This is a genomic window from Enterobacter sp. PL_is514 (genome assembly GCF_055816715.1).
The window spans coordinates 45,068-67,400 of sequence record NZ_JBVPGN010000031.1; the positions used below are offsets into that span (position 1 = coordinate 45,068).

Below are 22,333 nucleotides of genomic sequence, written 5' to 3' on the forward strand. Positions count from 1 at the left end.
TTTCGCTAAAATTCACTTATGATGCTGAAGAAATAAACAGAGGATGCGCAAACGTTATCGTCTATGCGCAATTTGTTTACATTTCAGTCCTCGCCCGGGATAGATAACGGCCCCCCTTGCTCCAGCGTTCTTTGCCAGCCAGGGCTGCTCTCAACTTTTGTCTTCCAGGCCTGAATATGCGGCAGATTAGCGATACCGCCGCGCGCCAGCAGGGCAAAGATCGGAAAGCTCATCTGAATATCGGCCATGCTGAGCGCATCCCCGGCAAACCAGCTGTTTTTGGCAAGGTGCGACTCAATAAAGCGCGCATGGGTTTCCAGCTGACGGTTGAGGTACGCTTTCTGCACCCCCTGCCCCAGCGCTTTGCCCAAAGTTCTGATACCAAACGGCACCGGCGGCTTGCCGAGGCTGTTGAAGACCAGCTTCATTAACAGCAGCGGCATCAGGGATCCTTCCGCGTAGTGCAGCCAGAAGCGGTACTGCACCTTATGCGCCGGATCTAAAGGCTTAAGCCGCGACTCGGCATCGTACGTTTCCTGCAGATACTCCAGAATGGCGCCTGACTCTGCGAGAATCAGTCCGTTATCTTCGATGACCGGTGATTTGCCCAACGGATGCACTTTTTTGAGAGCCTCAGGTGCCAGCATGTTCTTTTCACGCTGATAGTGAACGATCTCATAAGGCAGGCCGAGTTCTTCCAACGCCCAGATAACGCGATGCGAGCGCGACTGGTTTAGGTGATGTACCGTGAGCATGGTTTTCTCCTGGTTATTCATACTTTTTAACTATAGAAAATCGAACAACACCGCGAAAAAAATTCGGCTAAAAACCGGTCAGCGAGGCTGGCGAAAAAACGGGTCTTGCATAGAATTAAAGTGTCAGCACAATCCGGAACCTCCCCAACCAGCTCGACACGAGGGGTGCTGATGTCGGGGGAAACCCTCCCGTGAACCAGCGGGATAGAGTGAAAGACAAAGACCGGGAAAAACTAAAGCGCCCTTATGTGGCGCTTTAGTTCTTTATATGCTTTTTGCCGCGCAATCTCAGTCCTCTTCCAGCAACCGTGCCCCCGTCCCCTGCTCGCCCAGCTTGTCCCCGGGGTTACGCAACGGACAATCGCTCCGCGACAGGCAGCCGCAGCCAATGCAGCCATCCAGTTCGTCACGCAGCGCGACCAGCGTATGGATACGCCTGTCCAGCTCTTCGCGCCACTGGGATGACAGCTCTTTCCACTCTTTCGGGCTCAGCGTGTGCCCTTCCGGCAGCACCCCAAAGGCCTCGCCGATCGTGGCCAGGGGAATTCCGATTCGTTGCGCAATTTTGATAATCGCTACGTAGCGGAGCACATCGCGGGTATAGCGGCGCTGGTTTCCTCCGTTACGGATACTCTTGATTAACCCTTTGCTTTCATAGAAGTGGAGCGCCGACACGGCAACGCCGCTTCGCTTTGCCACTTCGCCGGGGGTTAAAAGCGCTTTAATTCGCGGCAATCTCTTTTCCATAAAACCTCTTTACCTCAAGTTAACTTGAGGAATTATACTCCCCCGCAGAGAAAACGACGAATTAACCGAGATAGTTGTATCTACAGAGGGGCAACCTTATGTCGCATCAGCAGATTATTCAGACGCTTATTGAATGGATTGATGACCATATCGACCAACCGTTGAACATCGATGTGGTCGCTAAGAAGTCGGGCTATTCGAAATGGTATTTACAGAGAATGTTCCGCACGGTCATGCATCAGACCCTGGGTGAGTACATTCGCCAGCGCAGACTGCTGCTGGCGGCGCAGGCGCTACGCTCAACGCAGCGGCCAATTTTTGATATCGCGATGGATCTTGGCTATGTGTCGCAACAAACCTTTTCCCGCGTGTTTCGCCGCGAGTTTGACCGCACGCCGAGCGACTATCGCCACCAGTTGAATTAATGAATATCAGTGCAAAGGTTGCTGCTGCCAGGTCATAAATTCCTGGGGCGGCATCGCTTTCGCGAAGTGCCATCCCTGACAAAACTGGACGCCGCGCTTCAACAGCCAGCTCACCTGCTCTGCCGTCTCTACCCCTTCCGCAATGGTTTTCAGCCGCAGGCTTTGCGCCATCTCGATAATATGCTCGGCGATCAGGTGGCTGGTGCTGTTGGTCGTTAAGGTATCGATAAACGATTTATCGATTTTCAGGATATCCACGTTCAGCGAGTAGAGGTTGTGCAGGTTCGAGTAACCGGTACCAAAATCATCAATCGCGACTTCATAACCCGCCTGACGGAAAGCCTGTATCACCGGCGTGGTTTTTGGCACATCGATAAAACCGCGTTCCGTCACTTCTATTTTGATTTGCTGCGCACGGACGGCGTAATGGCGAGCCTTCTCGGAAATCATGGCGATCAGCCGCGAGGAGTGGAAATCCGTGGCCGACAGGTTAATCGAAATATAGAGATGGGGATGCTCGGCCAGGAAATGGCCCAGATCGCTGAACACCTCTTCAACGACATAGTCTGTGATCCGCTCGCTCATCCCCTCATTTTCCGCCAGCGGAATAAACTCCGCCGGACTCATCACCTGCCCGTTAAAACCAGGCCAGCGTAATAACGCCTCCGCGCCCACGCACCGGTTGTTCTTGATATCAATAATCGGCTGATAGTGCACGCAAAGCTGTCGTTTGGTCAGTGCCCGGTGCAGTAAGCGCCCCGGCGAATTGAGCTCACGATGTGTACGGGACCATACCAGCAAAATAATAATGCTGCAGATCATGCCCAGCGGCAGCGTCAACGTCGCCTGGTGATAAAGCGTTTCATAAAAGCGTTTATTCGATGTCGATACAATGGCCGCAATCGGTCTTTTGGGGGAACTTACGATCGTATAAAAGCGGTTATCTTTTTGAAATACCGATTCCTTATCCCGAATCATCGAATTTAATAAAGAAACATTGGCTTTCTGGCTGACGGAAAAGAAAGCATTGGTTACCGTGTCGTACACTCCCCATGAGAGAGAATGATCCGCAGACATGACTTCGCTGTATGAAAGTGGATTGACGACCACCACATAATTTCCGCGCTGCATATATGTCATTTTATAACCAGTATAAAATGGGGTATCGCGATAATAATAGATAGCGACGTCAGGTTTACGCGTGTAATTAGCGACAGGAATAGCGTAGGGGCGATCCGGTGTAAAAACGGTCGAACAAAGAAAATTCTGACCTTGAGCGTAAATTAAATCGGCGACAAACAGGCGGCCACGAACAACGTTCAGCATATATTGACGATGTCCCGGCGTGCAAAGCTCACCCTGATATTTTTCAGCCTCGTCCCGGGCCAGATCAACCTGTTGAATAACCAGTTCTGTTTTGTCTAAAGCCAGTTCAGCAAATGTCCGTAGCTGGGCGCTTGTTTCAGATACGGCTCGTAGCTGGGCAAACCATAGCGCAAGCATCACAGGCAGCATAACTACCATGATGATCCCTACCACCCTGAGCATTTTGCGCCGCGCGCTACGATTCATTTCCCGCCCTATATCCCTGCATGTTGTACGCCTGTAGTAATGAAGGCCGGATGCTTTGTTAAACAGGTGATTACGTTGCATGAATCATGCGAAGTTAGCAACTGACTTTTCGTATTAAAAATCTTAAATTTCGTTATGACGATAATATTTTCCCGTAAGCTAAACTGTAAGTATTCGTTCCGTTTCAATTAAGGAAAATAATTATCCAGCCCGCAAGGGCGGTGGGAAGATAACACAACAGACGATTGTTGATTAAGCCAAACTTGTAACAGCGCGAAAAATCATAACCTCGACATGGCATTTTATGCTATTTGTTCGGGCGTATTTTGTTCGTTGATTTATAAATAATCAGCTGCCACCACCGTTTTTCCTCGCCCCGAATGCTTAGCCTCATATAATGCTTTATCGGCACGCCTCAGCAGGACTGAAGTATCCCGCTGTCCTCCGTTTACTTCCACAACCCCGGCACTAAATGACAGCGACACTTTTCTCTCCCCCACGGCCAGCGGGTTGGTTTGCAGAAAGGTGCGCAACCTGGCGGATAATTGCGCAGCGCCATTGCCGTTTGTTTGCGCCAGCAAGAGCAAAAACTCTTCTCCTCCCACGCGTCCTAATGCCGAATCTGAAGGTGATAACTCACGGATCGCGTTACAAAAGTGAAGGAGCGCCGCATCACCCACCGGGTGCCCCCACTCATCGTTGATCTGTTTGAAGAAATCCAGGTCAAACATCAGGACGCAAAAATGGCTGTTAACCTCCTGCCGGGCACTGGCCGCCAGCGCAAGCTCAAGCTGCTGCAAAATCGCCGAACGGTTAAAGCAGCCGGTGAGATCGTCAGTAGTGGCTTTTACCTGCAGCTGCTGCTCGGCTTTTTTCCGCTCGGTGATATCCAGCCCAATATTGAGGATAGAGTTGTCCGGCAACAGAATGTTGGACCACAGCACCGTCAGCGGGGTCCCGTCTTTGCGTAGCGGATGCCACTCATACATATCCTTCAGCGGCGAGACATTGACCGACTCTCTTACCCGCCGCCGCTCTTCAGGGTCAGGATAAAACAGCGAAAGCGGATCGGCATGTTCCGCGATCTCCGCCATCGTCCAGCCGAATACTTTTTCACATTCGGCATTCCACAGCACGCAGCGGTTAAATTTGTCGAAAGAGTTCATTAAAACCGGGGCGCGTTCAAAAAGCGTCTTATATTGCGTCACGACACGCTGCATTTCCTGGGCAGTTTTCTCCCGGGCAATAATTTCCGCGAAATAGTCTTTTAATTTTTCGACCAGCACCACGACGATATTTTTCAGAATTGGCAGAGAAGAGAGTCGTTCATCAAACGCTAAAAAGAAATAGCCGCTGCAGTGCCAGTTATGGGTTGAAAGTTTGCACAGGACACCGCTATGCAACTGCGCATAGCCCGGGTGCTGAGGAGGAAATAACGCACGGCCAATATTCTCTTTCCAGTAGACCACCCGCCATGAACGATGATGCCGCTGGAGCAGGGTGTCCGCCAGGAAATCGGCCACTTCGAAGGGATGGCAGGTCATCTCCCCGGCGCATACCACGCGCTGTAGCCCATCATCACCATTAACGCTTACCCAGGCAAGACTAGCGCCCAGCGCGCGACTGATGGTCGTCAGCATGTCGGTCAGAGAACATTGAGCATGAAGCTGAGGCATCAGCTTAGCCAGCGCATGCAACGCTTGCATGCTGTCATTAACAATCTCACGTCGGTTTTCTTTCATTTTTTTCGCTGATTATCAGGCGATAAACCGGACGCAACTTTCTTCAGATTCGAAAAATCGACAAACCAACGCACAGGCTGAATCTCAGCGTAGCGAATTAAAAAATAACGTTGTGTGTAATTAAAAACGTACAAAGAAATAAAAAAATAATTAAATTCAAGAACCTGAAAGGTTAGCTGCGAGTAAAATTAATTGTCCACTCAAGCATAAGCCATAGGGTTATTGCTGTAAACATTGTACAGTGTGCATCCTTTTGCATCAGTTTTGCTATCTCAATGAATTCATTATAAAGAGTGCGGGAACTGGAGAACTTAGCCAGCAAAGATATATTTTCACTCAGGCGCCCACTGATTCTCGGCAACTATGAATCACCCGTTTTTCATCACCCCGGGACTGGCGAATAAAACAGCAAACGTGATATAGTTCACACATATAGTGTAACGAAAAAATCTGTTTCATTCAGTTCGTCTGTTTTGTTGAGGATGGGTTTTATGGCAACCATTACTACCAGCATGGTTCTCCTGCGCTGGCCTTTGTTGAGTGCGGTACTGATGTTTTTGGCCAGCACGCTGAACATTCAGTTTCGTAAATCTGACTACGCGGGTCTCGCTGTCATCAGCACCCTGCTGGGGCTGGGTGCAGCCTGCTGGTTTGCAACGGGTCTGCTTGGCATTACCCTGCTGGATATCGCCGCCGTCTGGGAAAACATTAAAGTGGTGATGGTGGAAGCAATGAGCCACACGCCGCCAGACTGGCCGATGGTCATTACCTGATCCCTTCATCAATAAAAAAACCCAGACGATGTCTGGGTTTTTTGTTTTCTCATCCGTTGATCAGAACGGAATGTCGTCGTCGAAATCCATTGGCGGTTCGTTAGACGGTGCCGGAGCAGACTGCTGCTGCGGGCGAGACTGCGCGCCACCGCTGAACTGGTTGCCGCCCTGCGGCTGCTGAGGCTGACCCCAACCGCCCTGCTGCTGGCTCTGACCACCACCTGCCGGTGCACCACCGCCCTGACGGCCACCCAGCATCTGCATGGTACCGCCCACGTTAACCACGACTTCAGTGGTGTACTTCTCAGCACCAGACTGATCGGTCCATTTGCGGGTGCGCAGCTGGCCTTCGATATAGACCTGAGAACCTTTACGCAGATACTCACCGGCCACTTCGGCCAGTTTGCCAAACAGCACAACGCGGTGCCATTCGGTCTGCTCTTTCATCTCTCCGGTCGCTTTATCACGCCAGGATTCGGAAGTAGCCAGCGTAATGTTGGCAACTGCGCCACCACTCGGCATGTAGCGTACTTCCGGGTCCTGGCCCAGATTACCGACGAGAATCACCTTGTTTACGCCTCTGCTGGCCATGTTCGTGTCTCCTGAATACGTTTCTTAATAGTGTAAACGCGCGAGTGTACCATTTCCACGCGGCAATTTGCATAGTTGCGTAGTCGGTTCAGAAATCTCTCGCGAACGTGTCATTGTTACACAGAGAATCAGAAAATGCATTCCAATACTGTATATTCAAACAGGTTAAATTGTGTCATAATTAGCCGTTTCTGACAGCCGTTTGTCCTTCAAACAAATCAGGCAATCCGTGTTCCAACCGGGAAAGGTGAATGGATAAGATCGAAGTTCGGGGCGCCCGCACCCACAATCTCAAGAATATCAACCTCATAATCCCTCGCGACAAACTCATTGTCGTGACCGGGCTTTCGGGGTCTGGCAAATCCTCACTGGCTTTCGACACCCTGTATGCCGAAGGACAGCGTCGTTACGTTGAATCACTCTCTGCGTACGCGCGTCAGTTCCTGTCGCTGATGGAAAAACCGGATGTTGACCATATTGAAGGGTTGTCCCCTGCTATCTCTATTGAGCAGAAGTCCACCTCGCATAACCCACGTTCAACGGTCGGTACCATTACCGAAATTCATGACTACCTGCGTCTGCTGTATGCCCGCGTGGGTGAGCCGCGCTGCCCGGACCACGACGTCCCGCTGGCGGCCCAGACCGTCAGCCAGATGGTGGATAACGTGCTGTCGCAGCCGGAAGGCAAACGCCTGATGCTGCTGGCGCCAATCATCAAAGAGCGTAAGGGCGAACACACCAAGACGCTGGAAAACCTGGCAAGCCAGGGCTATATCCGCGCCCGTATCGACGGTGAAGTGTGCGACCTGTCCGATCCGCCCAAGCTGGAGCTGCAGAAGAAGCACACCATCGAAGTGGTGATTGACCGCTTCAAGGTGCGTGACGATCTCGCCACGCGTCTGGCGGAATCCTTTGAAACCGCGCTGGAACTCTCTGGCGGCACGGCCGTGGTCTCCGACATGGACGACCCGAAAGCGGAAGAGCTGCTCTTCTCCGCCAACTTTGCCTGCCCGATTTGCGGTTACAGCATGCGCGAGCTGGAACCGCGCCTGTTCTCCTTTAACAACCCGGCGGGCGCGTGCCCGACGTGTGACGGCCTGGGCGTCCAGCAATATTTCGACCCGGACCGCGTGATCCAGAACCCGGAGCTGTCGCTGGCGGGCGGGGCCATTCGCGGCTGGGACAAGCGTAACTTCTACTACTTCCAGATGCTGAAATCGCTGGCAGAGCACTACAAGTTCGACGTTGAAGCGCCGTGGGCCAGCCTGAGCCCGAACGTGCACAAAGTGATCCTGTTCGGTTCCGGCAAAGAGAACATCGAGTTCAAATACATGAACGATCGCGGTGATACCTCCGTGCGTCGTCACCCGTTCGAAGGGGTGCTGCACAATATGGAGCGCCGCTACAAAGAGACCGAATCCAGCGCGGTACGCGAAGAGCTGGCGAAGTTCATCAGCAACCGCTCCTGCGCCACCTGCGAGGGCACGCGTCTGCGTCGCGAAGCGCGCCACGTGTTTGTGGAAAACACGGCGCTGCCGACCATCTCAGACATGAGCATCGGCCACGCGATGGACTTCTTCAATAACCTGAAGCTCTCTGGCCAGCGCGCGAAAATTGCCGAAAAAGTGCTGAAAGAGATCGGCGATCGCCTGAAGTTCCTGGTGAACGTCGGCCTGAACTACCTGACGCTTTCCCGCTCGGCGGAAACGCTCTCCGGCGGTGAGGCTCAGCGTATCCGTCTGGCCAGCCAGATTGGCGCGGGCTTAGTCGGCGTGATGTACGTACTGGACGAGCCGTCCATCGGCCTGCACCAGCGCGACAACGAGCGCCTGCTCGGTACCCTGATCCACCTGCGCAATCTTGGCAACACGGTGATCGTTGTGGAGCACGACGAAGATGCCATCCGCGCCGCAGACCACGTGATCGATATTGGTCCGGGCGCAGGCGTGCACGGCGGTCAGGTCGTTGCAGAAGGGACGCTGAAGGACATTATGGCGGTACCCGAGTCACTGACCGGTCAGTACATGAGCGGCAAGCGTAAGATTGAAGTGCCAAAACAGCGCGTAGCGGCAGATCCGGAAAAAGTGCTGAAGCTGACCGGCGCGCGCGGCAACAACCTGAAAGATGTCACCCTGACGCTGCCGGTTGGCCTGTTTACCTGCATCACCGGCGTGTCCGGTTCCGGTAAATCGACGCTGATCAACGATACGCTGTTCCCGATTGCGCAGACGGCGCTGAACGGCGCGACGCTGGCCGAGCCTGCACCGTACCGCGACATCCAGGGGCTGGAGCATTTCGATAAGGTTATCGATATCGATCAGAGCCCGATTGGCCGTACCCCGCGCTCTAACCCGGCGACCTATACCGGCGTCTTCACGCCCGTACGTGAACTGTTTGCCGGTGTGCCTGAAGCACGCTCCCGCGGCTATACGCCAGGACGTTTCAGCTTTAACGTGCGCGGCGGTCGCTGTGAAGCGTGCCAGGGCGACGGCGTGATCAAGGTTGAGATGCACTTCCTGCCGGATATCTACGTGCCGTGCGACCAGTGCAAAGGAAAACGCTATAACCGCGAAACGCTGGAGATTAAGTACAAGGGCAAGACCATCCACGAAGTGCTGGACATGACCATCGAAGAGGCGCGCGAGTTCTTTGACGCCGTCCCTGCGCTGGCGCGTAAGCTGCAGACGCTGATGGACGTCGGCCTGACCTACATTCGTCTGGGACAGTCCGCCACTACGCTGTCCGGCGGTGAAGCGCAGCGCGTGAAGCTGGCGCGCGAGCTGTCAAAACGCGGCACCGGTCAGACGCTGTACATACTTGATGAGCCGACTACCGGTCTGCACTTTGCCGACATCCAGCAACTGCTCGAGGTGCTGCATCAGTTGCGCGATCAGGGCAACACTATCGTGGTGATTGAGCACAACCTGGACGTGATTAAAACCGCGGACTGGATTGTCGATCTCGGCCCGGAAGGCGGCAGCGGCGGCGGTGAAATTCTTGTCTCCGGTACACCAGAGACCGTTGCAGAGTGCGAAGCCTCGCACACCGCGCGCTTCCTTAAACCGTTGCTGTAGTTGTCACACGGAGAGTTGCTGTCGGGTGGTTTCCGGCAGCAGCTCAACCGCCTGCTGATAGGAGGCGTCCACCAGGTAGTAAATTTGTGAGCCTGGAATCGATCCATCCAGATAGACGGTGCTCCAGTGCGCCTTATTGAGGTGCTTGCTCGGCCTCACGTCATCATGCTGCTGACGCAGCAAATCCGCCAGTTCAGGGCTGGTTTTCAGCGACGCCGCCGGACGGCCTTCTACCTCTTTCACCATCGCAAACAGCACATCACCTACCTTAATCTGCGTGGCTTTCCAGTCGCTGTGGACGCTCTGCTCCGCGCCGGGCTTGCTCATGCAGTACTGAAGTATCTCCGAAATTGTCATCTTTATTCCCCTTGTAGCGTGGCGATAATTTTACGCGAACCACCGTGAATACGATGCTCACCCAGCCAGATCCCCTGCCACGTTCCCAACAGCAGCCGCCCGTTGTGGACCGGCAGCATCAGCGATACGCCCAGCAAAGAGGATTTAATATGCGAAGGCATATCGTCCGCCCCCTCATAGTCATGCTCGTAAGGCGCGTTGTCCGGGACGCTCTTCAGAAAATGGTGTTCCATGTCGGACCGGACGGTGGGATCGCAATTTTCATTCAGCGTCAGAGAGGCGGACGTGTGCTGAAGCAGCAGATGCAGCAAACCCGTTCTGACGCGCGACAGGTCGCGGAGTTGCCCGATGACTTCATCCGTCACCAGGTGAAATCCGCGTGGCTTCGCGCTTAAGGTCAGGGTCTGTTGGTACCACATAGGCTGCTCCGTGATGAAAGATGAATCTTTCTAAGTGTGCAGCAAGAAGACGAAAGGTAAAACCCGCAGCAGCGAGATTTGATTAAAAAAGAGTCAAGCTCGCTGCCAGGGGCTCAATACTCCGAGTTGACGATCACCTCTTCGCCAAACTTTCCGGCCATCGGCAGCGGGCGATAGGTTGAGTTAGACGCGCGTAACACCCTGATCCCTCTGGCACCCACATCCTGTGCGGCGGTGATGTCGTTATCCGAATCGCCATAAAACACTTTGATGTTTTTCTTTTCCAGCCACTGGGTTTTGGTGTTTTGCCCCTCTTTGTCACCCGCAAAAATGACCGGGTTCATGCTGGTCGCCGGGATCTGGAAATCATCCTGCAGCGTTTTAGAGACGGTTTCCGTTTTGGTTTGACTGCGGCCGGTTACAAAATAAATGCTGTCACCGCGCTTCACGTGCATGGCAATAAGCGCACGGGCAACCTCTTTCGGGATGCTGAATTCGTCCCAGCCGTTGTTCATTTTTTCCCAGAATTCCGGGTTCTTCAGATACGCTTCGCTGTCGGGTGAATACGTTTTCTTACCGCGCCAGAAGCCGGGGCTTGAGAACAGCACGGTATCGTCAATGTCAAAACCCACGGCCATTGGCGCACGGCCCATTAGGCTGTTTTCGATTTGGGCCACGGAAACCCAGTGAATGGGTGCCTGCTCGGCAAGAATGGCGGCGGTGGTGCCGGTATAAAGCGGCGTCGGGGCAGAAGCTCGCGCGACGACGGCGCTATTAAGCGAGAACAATAAGCAGGCGGCGCTGAGCGCCAGTGTGATCTTGCGCATATTTTCCCCTGAATATTCAGTTTGTTATCGTTTTAATTTGAGCGGATGGTCAAAAAACTATCCGACCATAACCCCAGCGGGAGGTGAAGGGAAGGAGTTTTTGCTTATGAAGGGGAATAAAAAGAAGACGATCACAAAAGCCGGGCAACGTTTTTGTGCGGCCTGATGCCCTCACCCCGCCCCTCTCCCACGGGGAGAGGGGGAGTTGGTAAGTACTTACATTACAGCAGCAAACGCCTGCGCCACGCGATGAACGTTGCTGGCATTCAGGCCCGCCACGCACATACGGCCGCTGGCAATCAGGTAGACGCCGAACTCTTCGCGCAGACGATCGACCTGGGCCGCACTCAGTCCGGTATAGCTGAACATCCCGCGCTGCTTGAGCAGATAGTCGAAGTTATGTCCCGGCACGGCCTCTTTCAGGACGTTAACCAGCTCCTGACGCATCGTCTGAATGCGCTGGCGCATCGCTTCCACTTCCGCAAGCCAGGACGCTTTTAGCTTTTCGTCACCGAGAACCGTCGCCACCACCTGCGCACCAAAGTTCGGCGGGCTGGAGTAAATGCGACGCACCGTCGCCTTAAGCTGGCCGAGCACGCGACCTGCCGCTTCGGCGTCTTCACACACCACGGACAGACCGCCAACGCGTTCACCGTACAGGGAGAAGATTTTAGAGAAGGAGTTACTCACCAGAACAGGCAGCCCGGCGCTGGCAGCGGCGCGGATGGCATAGGCGTCTTCTTCCATACCCGCGCCAAAGCCCTGGTAGGCAATATCGAGGAATGGGATCAGGTTACGCGCCTTCAGTACCTCGATCACCGCATCCCACTGGGCATTGGTGAGATCCGCACCGGTCGGGTTATGGCAGCACGGATGCAGCAGCACAATGCTGCGCTCCGGCAGGGTGTTCAGTTTTTCCAGCAGCGCTTCAACGCGCACGCCGTTAGTTTCGCTGTCAAACCATGGATAGGTCGCCACTTTGAAGCCTGCGCCCTCGAAGATCGCAACGTGGTTTTCCCACGTCGGGTCACTGACCCACACGCCTGAATCCGGGAAGTATTTTTTCAGGAAGTCTGCACCCACTTTCAGCGCACCCGAGCCGCCCAGCGTCTGGATGGTCGCCACGCGTTTTTGCGCGAGCACCGCGTGATCGGCACCAAAAAGCAGCGGCGCAATGGTGCTGCGGTAGGTATTTAACCCTTCCATCGGCAGATAGAGCGACGCGCCGTGTGGAACCGCGTTCAGACGCGCTTCGGCTTCGGCAACGGCCTGCAGCTGAGGAATAAAACCCTCGTGGTTGTAATACAAACCGATGCTAAGGTTCACCTTGTCGCTGCGAGGATCTTCTTTGAAACGCTCCATTAAGGAGAGAATTGGGTCGCCGGCATAGGCGTCAACTTTCTGAAACACGCGATGATTCTCCGGAATTCGATGAGGCAGGGATTTCAACAATAAACCGGAAGTGGGAGAAGGTCGAGAGGATGTTAATAAAGTTGGAGCGAGGATAAAAACCTCACTCCATTGGCGGTTCAATCAATGTACTTCATCGCTACCCGCGAGGTCAGACGCGTGATAAGTTCGTAAGCACTTACTTTCGTGATTTCAGCAATGCGTTCAACAGGCAGCCCTTCCCCCCACATCACAACATCGTCACCAGGCTTATCCTGGGCTTCAGGCCCCAGATCAACACAAATCATATCCATAGCCACGCGACCGACAATCTTCACTTCGCGACCGTTGGCCAGAACCGGCGTACCCGTTGGCGCAGCGCGGGGATAGCCGTCACCATAGCCCATCGCCACCACGCCAAGACGGGTATCACGCTCGCTGGTCCAGGTACCGCCGTAGCCCACCGGCTCACCCGCTTTATGGTCTCGCACGGCAATCAGGTTAGAGACCAGCGACATGACAGGCTGGAAGCCAAAGTCCGGCCCCCAGGGTTTGTTCTCCAGCGGCGACACGCCGTAGAGAATGATGCCCGGTCGCGCCCAGTCGAAATGCGACTGCGGCCACAGCAGAATACCGCCGGATGCCGCAATCGAGCGCATCCCCGGCTTGCCTTCGCAGAAGGTATTAAAGATATCCAGCTGCCGCTCGGTCGCACCGCACTCGGGCTCATCGGCGCGGGCGAAATGGCTGACGATATTCACCGGCTGGCGCACGTTTTTGCACCGGCATAAACGCTGATAGAACGCTTCCGCGCTCTCCGGACGCACGCCCAGACGGTGCATGCCCGTGTCGAGCTTCATCCACACGGTCACCGGCTCGCTCAGCTCGGCGGTTTCAAGTGCGGCCAGCTGTTCTTCGTTGTGCACTGCCGTATGCAGATGCTGGTCAGCAATGGTCGGCAAATCTGTGGCTTCGAAAAAGCCTTCGAGGAGCAGAATCGGTTGGGTAATCCCCCCCGCGCGCAGGCGAAGGGCTTCTTCAAGACGGGCGACGCCAAAGGCGTCGGCATCGGGGAGCGTTCGCGCGGTCTCAAGAAGACCGTGTCCGTAAGCGTTCGCTTTCACGACTGCAACGAGCTTGCTGGCGGGTGCCAGTTCTCGCAGACGTTGCAGGTTGTGTCGCAGAGCGCGGCGGTTAATGACAACAGTTGCCGCTTGCATTTGAATTCCTTAGAAATTACTCATCATCATATTGAGGACCGGCATAGTTGTCGAAACGCGACCACTGTCCGTTAAAGGTCAGACGCACCGTCCCGATCGGGCCGTTACGTTGTTTACCAATAATAATTTCGGCGATCCCTTTCAGGTCGCTGTTCTCGTGATAAACCTCATCACGGTAGATGAACATGATTAAGTCGGCATCCTGCTCGATGGAGCCGGATTCACGCAGGTCGGAGTTGACTGGGCGCTTGTCGGCACGTTGTTCCAGGGAGCGGTTCAGCTGCGACAGCGCTACCACCGGCACGTGCAGCTCTTTGGCTAACGCCTTGAGCGAGCGGGAAATTTCGGCAATTTCCAGCGTACGGTTGTCTGAAAGCGACGGGACGCGCATCAGCTGAAGGTAGTCGATCATGATAAGGCCGATACCGCCGTGTTCACGGGCGATACGGCGCGCGCGGGAGCGAACTTCCGTCGGCGTCAGGCCGGAGGAGTCATCGATATAGATGTTACGCTTTTCCAGCAGAATGCCCATGGTGCCGGAGATGCGCGCCCAGTCCTCATCGTCGAGCTGACCGGTACGGATGCGGGTCTGATCCACGCGCGACAGCGATGCCAGTGAACGCATCATGATCTGCTCGGAGGGCATCTCAAGACTGAAGATCAGTACCGGTTTATCCTGCAACATCGCCGCGTTTTCGACGAGGTTCATCGCAAAAGTGGTTTTACCCATCGACGGACGCGCGGCGACGATAATCAAATCCGACGGCTGCAGGCCGGCGGTTTTCTTGTTCAAATCGTCATAGCCGGTGTTCACGCCGGTGACGCCATCGTGCGGCTGCTGGAACAGCTGTTCGATACGGGCCACGGTGGCGTCGAGGACATCGGCGATGTTTTTTGGGCCTTCGTCTTTATTGGCGCGGCTTTCGGCGATTTTAAAGACGCGGGACTCAGCAAGGTCGAGCAGGTCTTCGCTGGTGCGACCCTGCGGATCAAAACCGGCTTCGGCGATCTCGTTCGCCACCGATATCATCTCGCGGACGACGGCACGTTCACGCACGATATCGGCATAAGCGCTAATGTTCGCTGCACTAGGCGTGTTTTTTGACAGTTCCGCCAGATAGGCAAATCCGCCGCAGCTGTCGAGCTGCCCAAGACGCTCCAGCGATTCCGCGAGCGTAATCAGGTCGATCGGGCTGCCCGACTCCTGCAGACGCGCCATTTCGGTAAAGATGTGGCGGTGCGGACGGGTGTAGAAATCTTCCGCCACGACGCGCTCGGCGACGTCGTCCCAGCGTTCGTTATCCAGCATTAAACCGCCCAACACCGACTGTTCCGCTTCAATCGAGTGCGGCGGGACTTTTAACCCTGCGACCTGGAAATCACGCTCGCGAGGTTCAGTCTGTTTGTTGAAGGGTTTGTTTCCTGCCATAGTGAATGGAGTTACCGAGATAAAGAGTGGGTCGAAAGATTACCATATTTTTCTTACGGAGGGAGCATGGCAACGCGCATTGAATTCCAGAAACACGGTGGGCCAGACGTACTGAAAGCGGTGGAGTTCACCCCCACCGCGCCTGGCGAAAACGAAGTGCAGGTTGAAAACAAAGCCATCGGCATAAACTATATCGACACCTATATTCGCGGCGGGCTCTACCCGCCTCCGTCGATGCCGAGCGGACTGGGCACCGAGGCAGCCGGTGTCGTCATCAAAGTGGGCAGCGCGGTTAAGCATATTAAAGAGGGTGACCGCGTGGTATATGCTCAGTCTGCGCTGGGCGCTTACAGCTCCGTCCACAACGTCCCGGCGGATAAAGCCGCCCTGCTGCCTAACGCCATCTCCTTTGAGCAGGCAGCAGCCTCGTTCCTGAAAGGTTTAACCGTTTACTACCTGCTGCGCAAAACCTATGAAATTAAACCCGACGAGCAGTTCCTGTTTCATGCCGCAGCGGGTGGCGTCGGGCTCATCGCCTGTCAGTGGGCAAAAGCACTGGGCGCGAAGCTGATCGGCACCGTTGGGAATGCACAAAAAGCGCAGCGCGCGCTGCAGGCGGGCGCCTGGCAGGTGATTAACTACCGTGAAGAGAGTATTGTTGAGCGGCTGAAGGAGATCACCAGCGGCAAAAAAGTGCGCGTGGTGTATGACTCGGTAGGGAAAGACACCTGGGAAGCCTCGCTGGACTGCCTGCAGCGCCGTGGTCTGATGGTAAGCTTCGGGAATGCGTCAGGCGCGGTGACCGGCGTTAACCTGGGCATCCTGAACCAGAAAGGTTCTCTGTATGTGACTCGCCCTTCCCTGCAAGGATACATCACCAACCGGGAAGAACTTGAGGAAGCCAGCAACGAGCTGTTCTCGCTGATCGCCAGCGGCGTCATTAAGGTGGATGTGGCAGAGGCGCAGAAATACCCGCTAACCGATGCGCAGCGCGCGCATGAGGTGCTGGAGAGCCGGGCGACGCAGGGGTCGAGTTTGTTGATTCCCTGAGCCCCAAAAAGAAATTGGGCTTCCCGTGGGAAGCCCTTTCTTTTTTTAGTTCGGCTGTATGTAGGGTACAGCTCGATGAATTCGTTATCGGCAGTCATAGTGACAGATTCGATAAGTAAATCCTATTCTGTTCTAAGCCATACCGCCGGAAAAGTTACAAGTATGTGACGAACCCCTCAATACCTTAGTAACGGAAGCGGTTATTGCGCTGATAACTGGGCACTTTTGGCGCTTTAATCGCCCGAATCACCCACACGACCGCGATGGCCAGCAGTAGCCACGGCAGCAGTTTGATCGTCAGGGCAAACAGTCCGCCAATAAACATGACCACCGTCGCCACCACGATAGCCGCCAGAATGCCGAGCAGCGAAACGCCTGTCGCTAACAGCATGACAAAAAAGCCAATCACAAAAAGTAGTTCCAGCATGGTGCTCTCCCACGAGTTCCCGAGTAATGCAGTAAACATTACAAGAATCATGCCAGTATTAACCTGTTGTTATTAAAGCAAAACGCCCCGCGAGAATTCGCAGGGCGTGGTGAATTTGACGAACTTTTAGCGAAAGTTATCGCTTGTCTGCCACCAGGCGCAGCGCATGTTCCAGCACCTCAATATCGGCACCGGCTTTATGTGCGTTTTCGCTCAGGTAGCGACGCCACTGACGCGCGCCCGGAATGCCCTGGAACAGCCCAAGCATATGGCGGGTGATATGGCCGAGATACGTACCGTTGCTCAGCTCGCGCTCAATGTAAGGATACATCGCACGCACGACGGCAACCGGATCGGTGTCTGCGCCTTCGATGCCAAAGATTTCGCGATCGACCGTCGCCAGAATGCCCGGGTTCTGATACGCCTCGCGCCCAACCATCACCCCATCCATATGTTCAAGGTGCACTTTGACCTCTTCCAGCGACTTGATGCCGCCGTTAATGGACATGGTCAGGTGCGGGAAGTCACGCTTCAGCTGATACACGCGCGGATAGTCCAGCGGCGGGATCTCACGGTTCTCTTTTGGGCTCAGGCCGGAGAGCCAGGCTTTTCGCGCGTGAATGATGAACGTCTCGCATTCGCCCTTTCCGGAGACCGTATTGATGAAGTCGCACAGGAATTCGTAGCTGTCCTGGTCGTCAATGCCGATACGGGTTTTGACCGTCACCGGAATGGAAACGACGTCACGCATCGCCTTGATACAGTCCGCCACCAGCTGGGCATTCCCCATCAGGCAGGCACCGAACATGCCGTTTTGCACGCGGTCGGACGGACAGCCAACGTTCAGGTTGATCTCGTCGTAGCCGCGCGCTTCCGCCAGCTTCGCGCACTGCGCCAGCGCGGCCGGATCGCTGCCGCCCAGCTGCAGGGCAACCGGATGCTCTTCTTCGCTATAGGCCAGATAGTCGCCCTTCCCGTGGATGATTGCGCCCGTAGTCACCATTTCGGTGTACAGCAGCGTATGGCGGGAGAGCTGGCGCAGGAAATAGCGGCAGTGTCTGTCCGTCCAGTCGAGCATCGGCGCAATGGAGAAACGGTGTGCAGGGAAAGCGGTCTGTGATTCTGACGACATGGCGAAGTTTTAAGCATCTGGTGGAAAAGGGGCGCTACTATAGCACAAAGAAAAGCCGGAGGCGCAGCGCCTCCGGTGGACTTTAGAACGTCATGCTCAGTTGAGCCCCTGCGCCCCAGGTTTCGTCTTCACCGTACAGGCCCATCAGGTCGACATGAACGGTACTGAACGGCGCGAAACCGACACCGCCGGTAAAGACATTGCTGTCGTTACCCTTCACGTCCGCGCGATAACCCGCACGCACCGCCAGCCAGCTGAGCGGCGTCACCTCGGCACCCACGCCAACATACTGCGACGTATCTTCGCTCTTAAATCCTTTGGTTTCCGTCAGATCGCCATCGGCGGTCAGCGTCACCAGATCGTTGTGCCAGGCGGCTCCGGCGGTCACCAGCGGACGGATCTGGTAGGTATCTTTATAGCTAACCACTTCTCCCGTCCGCCCGTTGCGGATACGGATATCTTTGGTGTCGATATCGCGCGACATCAGGTTTTGGCCGCTCACGCCGACCGTCCAGTTCTCGCCGAAATCAGCCGCAATACCGGCATCGACGTTAAAGCCCGTATCGTCTGTGCGGTAGCGGCTGTCGTTCCACTTGTTACTGTCGTAATCGTAGATTGAGGTGGTGTAGTTATAGACCCAGGTTTTTTGCAGTTTTGGCGTCACGCCTACGGAAACCGGGACGCCGCCGAGGTCAAACTGACGGGCAACGGCAACGCCGTAGTCAGACACAATCGCCGCCCGGCCAGACGCTGTTGAGTTGAGGTTTTTAGTGATCTGATCCGTGCCGTTCAGCGCAGCGTCCAGGGCAACACCGGCAGCCACCACTTTGCTTCTTTGAATACCGCGCAGATAATCAATATCTTGCTGATCGATAGACGAGCTAACCCGGCCATGAGCATAGCCTTTCGCCATAAAGGCCACGGAAAGCACATCGTTAGGGATACTCACCGCAAGCCCTGCTCCTGCCGTCGCGCGTGCGGTTTTGCCTTTGAGATAGTCCAGCTCATCGGCGAGATCTTTGGCCGCGCCCTGGAATTGATTAATGGAACCTAACGGATTAGTGATAATCTCCCTTGGCGTGAGGTCATCAACCACATCCTTGTAGTGATTAATTTTGTCGTTGATGGTATCAATCTCGTCCTGAAGATTGTCTTCATCCGTCACCTGCACCCCAACGGCTGGCAAGATGACCGTCACATCATCGTCTGGTTTTGCCTTTGCCAGCAGCGCCGGGTTAATTAACGCCCCACTGCCATAGCTCCCGGAGGCAACGCCCGTCCCGCCCATGGCGTCACTCCGTGATTCTGTCCAGGTATTGGCTGCTCCCGCCTGATTTGCCATAAACAAGGAGACAGCAATGCTAACCACCGAAAATTTAAAATTTTTTTTCACAGTATGCCCGTTATAGTCTGTTATGAAATAACCCCTGTCTGTTATCACCCAAACAGGAACGAACTATTGCTGTGAATAAGTAGTAAAAGACCCGCTATTTCTGTCCCTAAGTAAAACTCCCTTACGGCCTGTTATATTTTGTGACGGCCCTCAATATTTATAGATGAGGAAATTATTTTTTCCCAGGTTTTCCATCATGCGGTCCAAAAAACTGGGGTGGGTGGTCTACCCAGCGATCCTCACGGGTAGCGGCATACACGGGGTTGAGCGGATAGTAGATGCGATTGTGCTTCTTGTTGGCCTCGCCTACGACCAGCAACCGCACCTCTTCCTCCGTGTTGTTGATAAAGGTGTGGCAGATACCGGTTCCGGCAGGAAATCCCACGCTGTCGCCAGGTTCAAGTTTCCATAAATAGCCATTTATCCACGCTTCTGGATAACCTTCGAGCACATAAATGAACTCTTCTTCATCGCTTTCCGCATGCGGATAGGACGTTCTGCGCCCGGGCGGCAAACGCTCATGATGGATACCAATGCGCCTGAGCCCAAGCTTACGAGCCAACGGGGCGCCGATAGAAAAAAGCTCATCGCTATCTGGATAGGTCGAATCATCCGCACCTTCTACGTCGCGCCAGTGCCGAATACAGTCAGGTTTTTTCATTGTTTATTTCCCGGTTTGTAATGGGTCAGGTATAGCACAGACTGGCGGATCTCGGTGTTTTTACCAGAACATGATAAAGTGGGGGTTTTCCGTCCTATAACATCCGGGGTGCTACATGGATAAGTCCACAAAAGAGCTGTTAGCGCAGGCCGAAAAGCTGTGCGCGCAACGCAATGTGCGCCTGACTCCGCAGCGCCTTGAAGTATTACGTCTGATGAGCCTGCAGCAGGGTGCCATCAGCGCCTACGATCTGCTCGATCTTCTCCGCGAAAGCGAGCCGCAGGCAAAGCCGCCAACGGTTTATCGCGCCCTGGATTTCCTGCTTGAACAAGGGTTCGTGCACAAGGTGGAATCCACCAACAGCTATGTGCTGTGCCATCTGTTCGATCAGCCCACCCACACATCGGCGATGTTTATCTGTGACCGCTGCGGCGTGGTGAAAGAAGAGGCTGCGGAAGGCGTGGAAGACATTATGCATACGCTGGCAGCGAAAATGGGGTTTGCCCTGCGTCATAACGTGATTGAGGCGCACGGGCTCTGTTCCGCGTGCGTGGAGGTGGAAGCCTGTCGTCATCAGGACGCGTGCCAGCACGACCACTCAATTCTTGTGAAGAAAAAGCCGCGTTAACGGCAAAAGAAAAGGCGGCTTAGAGCCGCCCTGTGGGTTATTCAACGTTACCAGCGGTAGTCGTTACGGGTTTCCCAGTCTTTGACTTCGTTTTCCGCCTGATCTTTCGCGTAGCCGTAACGTTCCTGAATTTTACCGACAAGCTGATCGCGTTTACCTTCAATGACGGTCATATCGTCATCCGTCAGCTTACCCCACTTTTCTTTCGCTTTACCTTTGAACTGCTTCCAGTTGCCGCCGATTTCGTCTTTATTCATCATCGTGTCCTCTTAAGTTAAGCGTCGGGTCGTAACGTCCGTTACGTTCTTTTCTGCTGGACGTGATAATTATTGTAGTTAAGGATTCGGCAGTTGGTTTCATATTCGGAATCTTTAACCGTCACGATATATCGTGACGTGAAGAGAACCAGGTATTGTTTTGCCAGTGGCGGTGCCAGATAAACGCCAGCGACAACCCTCGCAGCGAGAGGAAAACGGCCAGGGCCAGCCACAAACCGTGATTACCCAGCCAGGGGAGCGTCAGCAGCGTCAGACCAAACCCGGCCGCTGCAACCGCCATACTGTTACGCATTTCCGCTCCGCGCGTCGCACCAATAAACATGCCGTCCAGCAGATAACACCAGACGCCGACCACCGGTAAGACGACTTGCCAGATGAGATAGTGACTCGCCAGCTCGCGCAGCGCAGGGATAGACGTCAGCAATGCAACGATCTGCTCACCAAAGAAGGCGTAAACCAGACCGAACGCCAGCGCCACCAGTCCCGACTGGCGGCAGGCTGCCCGCCAGACGTCCCGAAGCTGCCCGCTTTCGCGCGCACCGTACGCCTGCCCGGAATGCGCTTCTACCGCATAGGCAAAACCGTCCAGCGCGTAGGCGGTAAAGGTCAGTAGCGTCATCAATACTGCGTTGACCGCAACGATTTCTGGCCCCAGTCGAGCCCCGAAAACCGTCAGCGCCCCGAAGCAGAGCTGAAGAAGAAGCGAGCGCAGCATGATGTCTCGGTTAAGCGCCAGCAGCTTACGGATATTGCCGCGCCATGCGGTTTTGAGCAGCGCCAGGGAGATGCCGCGCATCGCCAGCACGCGCCAGACCATCCACAGGCCAATAATAAAAGTTCCGTACTCGGCAATCGCCGTCGCCAGCGCCGCGCCCTGCACGTTCATATGCAGACCCATGACCAGCCAGACATCCAAAACGATATTGAGCAGGTTACCCACCACCAGCAAAATCACGGGTGCACGGGCGTACTGCACGCCCAATAGCCACCCCAGCAGAACCAGGTTAGCCAGTGACGCGGGCGCGCTGAGCCAGCGGATTTCAAGGAAACGTCGCGCCTGCTCTAATACCGCCTCGCTGCCGCCAACAACATGAAGCGCAAGGTCGATCAGGGGCGCACGCAATAAAACGATTAACGCCCCCGCGCCAAGCGCGAGGATCAGCGGCTGGACCAGCGCGCGCGCCAGACGCAGCGGATCTTTTGCACCATAAGCCTGTGCCGTGAGCCCGGTGGTGCTCATACGCAAAAAGAGCAGCAGCATAAACAGGAAGCTGGTTGCCGTCGCGCCAATCGCCACGCCGCCAAGATAAACAGGCGAATCAAGATGGCCAATAACGGCCGTATCGACCAGACCCAGCAAGGGAACGGTAATATTGGAGAAGATCATCGGCAGAGCAAGACGCCACAATGCCTTATCGGATGCCGTCAGCAGTGACATGAAAAA

At 54.8% G+C, this 22,333-nt stretch carries 22 protein-coding genes; 5 read left to right on the plus strand and 17 right to left on the minus strand.

Annotated features, from left to right (window positions below; translation table 11 throughout):
- Positions 1–83: 83 nt before the first annotated feature.
- Positions 84–755, minus strand: coding sequence for a glutathione S-transferase family protein (locus AC0TNG_RS11195; RefSeq protein ID WP_024906726.1), 672 nt, complete (start codon positions 753–755; stop codon positions 84–86).
- A 288-nt stretch (positions 756–1,043) separates the two neighbouring features.
- Positions 1,044–1,502 (minus strand): redox-sensitive transcriptional activator SoxR, encoded by a 459-nt coding sequence (soxR, locus tag AC0TNG_RS11200; protein ID WP_008503388.1) that lies wholly within the window; start codon positions 1,500–1,502, stop codon positions 1,044–1,046.
- Between the two features lie 98 nt (positions 1,503–1,600).
- Between soxR and soxS the strand changes: the two genes are divergently transcribed.
- Complete coding sequence (gene soxS / locus AC0TNG_RS11205) at positions 1,601–1,927, plus strand: superoxide response transcriptional regulator SoxS (RefSeq protein ID WP_008503387.1); 327 nt, start codon at positions 1,601–1,603, stop codon at positions 1,925–1,927.
- 6 nt (positions 1,928–1,933) lie between these two features.
- Here the strand turns inward: soxS and AC0TNG_RS11210 are convergent, their stop codons facing one another.
- Together AC0TNG_RS11210 and AC0TNG_RS11215 are read right to left on the minus strand one after the other, a co-directional pair.
- A complete protein-coding gene (locus AC0TNG_RS11210) occupies positions 1,934–3,499 on the minus strand; it encodes an EAL domain-containing protein (protein ID WP_048989829.1) in 1,566 nt (521 codons plus the stop codon).
- A 338-nt stretch (positions 3,500–3,837) separates the two neighbouring features.
- Positions 3,838–5,241 carry a diguanylate cyclase gene (locus AC0TNG_RS11215; protein ID WP_473712494.1) on the minus strand — a complete coding sequence of 468 codons (1,404 nt, stop codon included), beginning with the start codon at positions 5,239–5,241 and terminating at the stop codon, positions 3,838–3,840.
- 491 nt (positions 5,242–5,732) lie between these two features.
- Here AC0TNG_RS11215 and AC0TNG_RS11220 point away from each other — a divergent pair, with 491 nt between their 5' ends.
- Positions 5,733–6,014 (plus strand): YjcB family protein, encoded by a 282-nt coding sequence (locus tag AC0TNG_RS11220; RefSeq protein WP_008503385.1) that lies wholly within the window; start codon positions 5,733–5,735, stop codon positions 6,012–6,014.
- 60 nt (positions 6,015–6,074) lie between these two features.
- Here AC0TNG_RS11220 and ssb1 read toward each other — a convergent pair whose 3' ends face one another.
- Complete coding sequence (gene ssb1 / locus AC0TNG_RS11225) at positions 6,075–6,605, minus strand: single-stranded DNA-binding protein SSB1 (RefSeq protein ID WP_023310055.1); 531 nt, start codon at positions 6,603–6,605, stop codon at positions 6,075–6,077.
- A 251-nt stretch (positions 6,606–6,856) separates the two neighbouring features.
- On the opposite strand from ssb1, the gene uvrA reads away from it, so the two are divergent.
- On the plus strand, positions 6,857–9,679 hold the full coding sequence (gene uvrA / locus AC0TNG_RS11230) for an excinuclease ABC subunit UvrA (RefSeq protein ID WP_024906722.1): 2,823 nt from the start codon (positions 6,857–6,859) through the stop codon (positions 9,677–9,679).
- A gap of 3 nt (positions 9,680–9,682) precedes the next feature.
- Here uvrA and AC0TNG_RS11235 read toward each other — a convergent pair whose 3' ends face one another.
- The 6 genes from AC0TNG_RS11235 to dnaB form a co-directional block, all read right to left on the minus strand.
- Positions 9,683–10,036 (minus strand): MmcQ/YjbR family DNA-binding protein, encoded by a 354-nt coding sequence (locus tag AC0TNG_RS11235; protein WP_023310053.1) that lies wholly within the window; start codon positions 10,034–10,036, stop codon positions 9,683–9,685.
- A 2-nt stretch (positions 10,037–10,038) separates the two neighbouring features.
- Positions 10,039–10,455 carry a secondary thiamine-phosphate synthase enzyme YjbQ gene (locus AC0TNG_RS11240; RefSeq protein WP_024906721.1) on the minus strand — a complete coding sequence of 139 codons (417 nt, stop codon included), beginning with the start codon at positions 10,453–10,455 and terminating at the stop codon, positions 10,039–10,041.
- Positions 10,456–10,568: 113 nt separating this feature from the next.
- On the minus strand, positions 10,569–11,282 hold the full coding sequence (gene aphA / locus AC0TNG_RS11245; RefSeq protein WP_024906720.1) for an acid phosphatase AphA: 714 nt from the start codon (positions 11,280–11,282) through the stop codon (positions 10,569–10,571).
- 216 nt (positions 11,283–11,498) lie between these two features.
- Complete coding sequence (gene tyrB / locus AC0TNG_RS11250) at positions 11,499–12,692, minus strand: aromatic amino acid transaminase (RefSeq protein WP_024906719.1); 1,194 nt, start codon at positions 12,690–12,692, stop codon at positions 11,499–11,501.
- A 119-nt stretch (positions 12,693–12,811) separates the two neighbouring features.
- A complete protein-coding gene (gene alr, locus AC0TNG_RS11255; protein WP_267217715.1) occupies positions 12,812–13,891 on the minus strand; it encodes an alanine racemase in 1,080 nt (359 codons plus the stop codon).
- 16 nt (positions 13,892–13,907) lie between these two features.
- Entirely contained in the window at positions 13,908–15,320 is a 1,413-nt protein-coding gene (dnaB, locus tag AC0TNG_RS11260; RefSeq protein ID WP_023310046.1) for a replicative DNA helicase, read from the minus strand.
- A 66-nt stretch (positions 15,321–15,386) separates the two neighbouring features.
- On the opposite strand from dnaB, the gene AC0TNG_RS11265 reads away from it, so the two are divergent.
- Positions 15,387–16,370, plus strand: a complete 984-nt coding sequence (locus AC0TNG_RS11265) for a quinone oxidoreductase (RefSeq protein ID WP_090420764.1) — start codon at positions 15,387–15,389, stop codon at positions 16,368–16,370.
- A gap of 184 nt (positions 16,371–16,554) precedes the next feature.
- Here AC0TNG_RS11265 and pspG read toward each other — a convergent pair whose 3' ends face one another.
- The 4 genes from pspG to AC0TNG_RS11285 form a co-directional block, all read right to left on the minus strand.
- Positions 16,555–16,797 (minus strand): envelope stress response protein PspG, encoded by a 243-nt coding sequence (gene pspG / locus AC0TNG_RS11270; protein ID WP_023310044.1) that lies wholly within the window; start codon positions 16,795–16,797, stop codon positions 16,555–16,557.
- A 136-nt stretch (positions 16,798–16,933) separates the two neighbouring features.
- Positions 16,934–17,929 (minus strand): tRNA dihydrouridine(20/20a) synthase DusA, encoded by a 996-nt coding sequence (gene dusA, locus AC0TNG_RS11275; protein ID WP_473712495.1) that lies wholly within the window; start codon positions 17,927–17,929, stop codon positions 16,934–16,936.
- Between the two features lie 82 nt (positions 17,930–18,011).
- Entirely contained in the window at positions 18,012–19,322 is a 1,311-nt protein-coding gene (locus AC0TNG_RS11280; protein WP_024906714.1) for a conjugal transfer protein TraF, read from the minus strand.
- 172 nt (positions 19,323–19,494) lie between these two features.
- Positions 19,495–19,983: a cupin domain-containing protein gene (locus tag AC0TNG_RS11285; protein ID WP_024906713.1), complete on the minus strand. Its 489-nt coding sequence runs from the start codon at positions 19,981–19,983 to the stop codon at positions 19,495–19,497.
- Between the two features lie 115 nt (positions 19,984–20,098).
- On the opposite strand from AC0TNG_RS11285, the gene zur reads away from it, so the two are divergent.
- The gene (gene zur, locus AC0TNG_RS11290; protein ID WP_008503369.1) at positions 20,099–20,611 is read left to right on the plus strand and encodes a zinc uptake transcriptional repressor Zur; all 513 of its coding nucleotides are present in this window, start codon (positions 20,099–20,101) and stop codon (positions 20,609–20,611) included.
- A gap of 47 nt (positions 20,612–20,658) precedes the next feature.
- Here zur and AC0TNG_RS11295 read toward each other — a convergent pair whose 3' ends face one another.
- Positions 20,659–20,868, minus strand: coding sequence for a CsbD family protein (locus AC0TNG_RS11295; protein WP_024906712.1), 210 nt, complete (start codon positions 20,866–20,868; stop codon positions 20,659–20,661).
- A gap of 121 nt (positions 20,869–20,989) precedes the next feature.
- Positions 20,990–22,327 carry an MATE family efflux transporter DinF gene (gene dinF / locus AC0TNG_RS11300; protein ID WP_473712496.1) on the minus strand — a complete coding sequence of 446 codons (1,338 nt, stop codon included), beginning with the start codon at positions 22,325–22,327 and terminating at the stop codon, positions 20,990–20,992.
- Between the last annotated feature and the right edge of the window lie 6 nt (positions 22,328–22,333).

Excerpts from the sequence above, each read along its gene's own strand:
- AC0TNG_RS11215 (WP_473712494.1), bottom strand. The coding sequence starts at position 5,241 with ATGAAAGAAAACCGACGTGAGATTGTTAATGACAGCATGCAAGCGTTG.
- AC0TNG_RS11220 (WP_008503385.1), top strand. The coding sequence starts at position 5,733 with ATGGCAACCATTACTACCAGCATGGTTCTCCTGCGCTGGCCTTTGTTG.
- AC0TNG_RS11210 (WP_048989829.1), bottom strand. The coding sequence starts at position 3,499 with ATGAATCGTAGCGCGCGGCGCAAAATGCTCAGGGTGGTAGGGATCATC.
- dnaB (WP_023310046.1), bottom strand. The coding sequence starts at position 15,320 with ATGGCAGGAAACAAACCCTTCAACAAACAGACTGAACCTCGCGAGCGT.
- soxR (WP_008503388.1), bottom strand. The coding sequence starts at position 1,502 with ATGGAAAAGAGATTGCCGCGAATTAAAGCGCTTTTAACCCCCGGCGAA.
- dinF (WP_473712496.1), bottom strand. The coding sequence starts at position 22,327 with ATGTCACTGCTGACGGCATCCGATAAGGCATTGTGGCGTCTTGCTCTG.
- zur (WP_008503369.1), top strand. The coding sequence starts at position 20,099 with ATGGATAAGTCCACAAAAGAGCTGTTAGCGCAGGCCGAAAAGCTGTGC.
- dusA (WP_473712495.1), bottom strand. The coding sequence starts at position 17,929 with ATGTCGTCAGAATCACAGACCGCTTTCCCTGCACACCGTTTCTCCATT.
- soxS (WP_008503387.1), top strand. The coding sequence starts at position 1,601 with ATGTCGCATCAGCAGATTATTCAGACGCTTATTGAATGGATTGATGAC.
- AC0TNG_RS11295 (WP_024906712.1), bottom strand. The coding sequence starts at position 20,868 with ATGAATAAAGACGAAATCGGCGGCAACTGGAAGCAGTTCAAAGGTAAA.
- uvrA (WP_024906722.1), top strand. The coding sequence starts at position 6,857 with ATGGATAAGATCGAAGTTCGGGGCGCCCGCACCCACAATCTCAAGAAT.
- AC0TNG_RS11265 (WP_090420764.1), top strand. The coding sequence starts at position 15,387 with ATGGCAACGCGCATTGAATTCCAGAAACACGGTGGGCCAGACGTACTG.
- AC0TNG_RS11195 (WP_024906726.1), bottom strand. The coding sequence starts at position 755 with ATGCTCACGGTACATCACCTAAACCAGTCGCGCTCGCATCGCGTTATC.
- pspG (WP_023310044.1), bottom strand. The coding sequence starts at position 16,797 with ATGCTGGAACTACTTTTTGTGATTGGCTTTTTTGTCATGCTGTTAGCG.
- AC0TNG_RS11240 (WP_024906721.1), bottom strand. The coding sequence starts at position 10,455 with ATGTGGTACCAACAGACCCTGACCTTAAGCGCGAAGCCACGCGGATTT.
- AC0TNG_RS11235 (WP_023310053.1), bottom strand. The coding sequence starts at position 10,036 with ATGACAATTTCGGAGATACTTCAGTACTGCATGAGCAAGCCCGGCGCG.
- aphA (WP_024906720.1), bottom strand. The coding sequence starts at position 11,282 with ATGCGCAAGATCACACTGGCGCTCAGCGCCGCCTGCTTATTGTTCTCG.
- ssb1 (WP_023310055.1), bottom strand. The coding sequence starts at position 6,605 with ATGGCCAGCAGAGGCGTAAACAAGGTGATTCTCGTCGGTAATCTGGGC.
- alr (WP_267217715.1), bottom strand. The coding sequence starts at position 13,891 with ATGCAAGCGGCAACTGTTGTCATTAACCGCCGCGCTCTGCGACACAAC.
- AC0TNG_RS11285 (WP_024906713.1), bottom strand. The coding sequence starts at position 19,983 with ATGAAAAAACCTGACTGTATTCGGCACTGGCGCGACGTAGAAGGTGCG.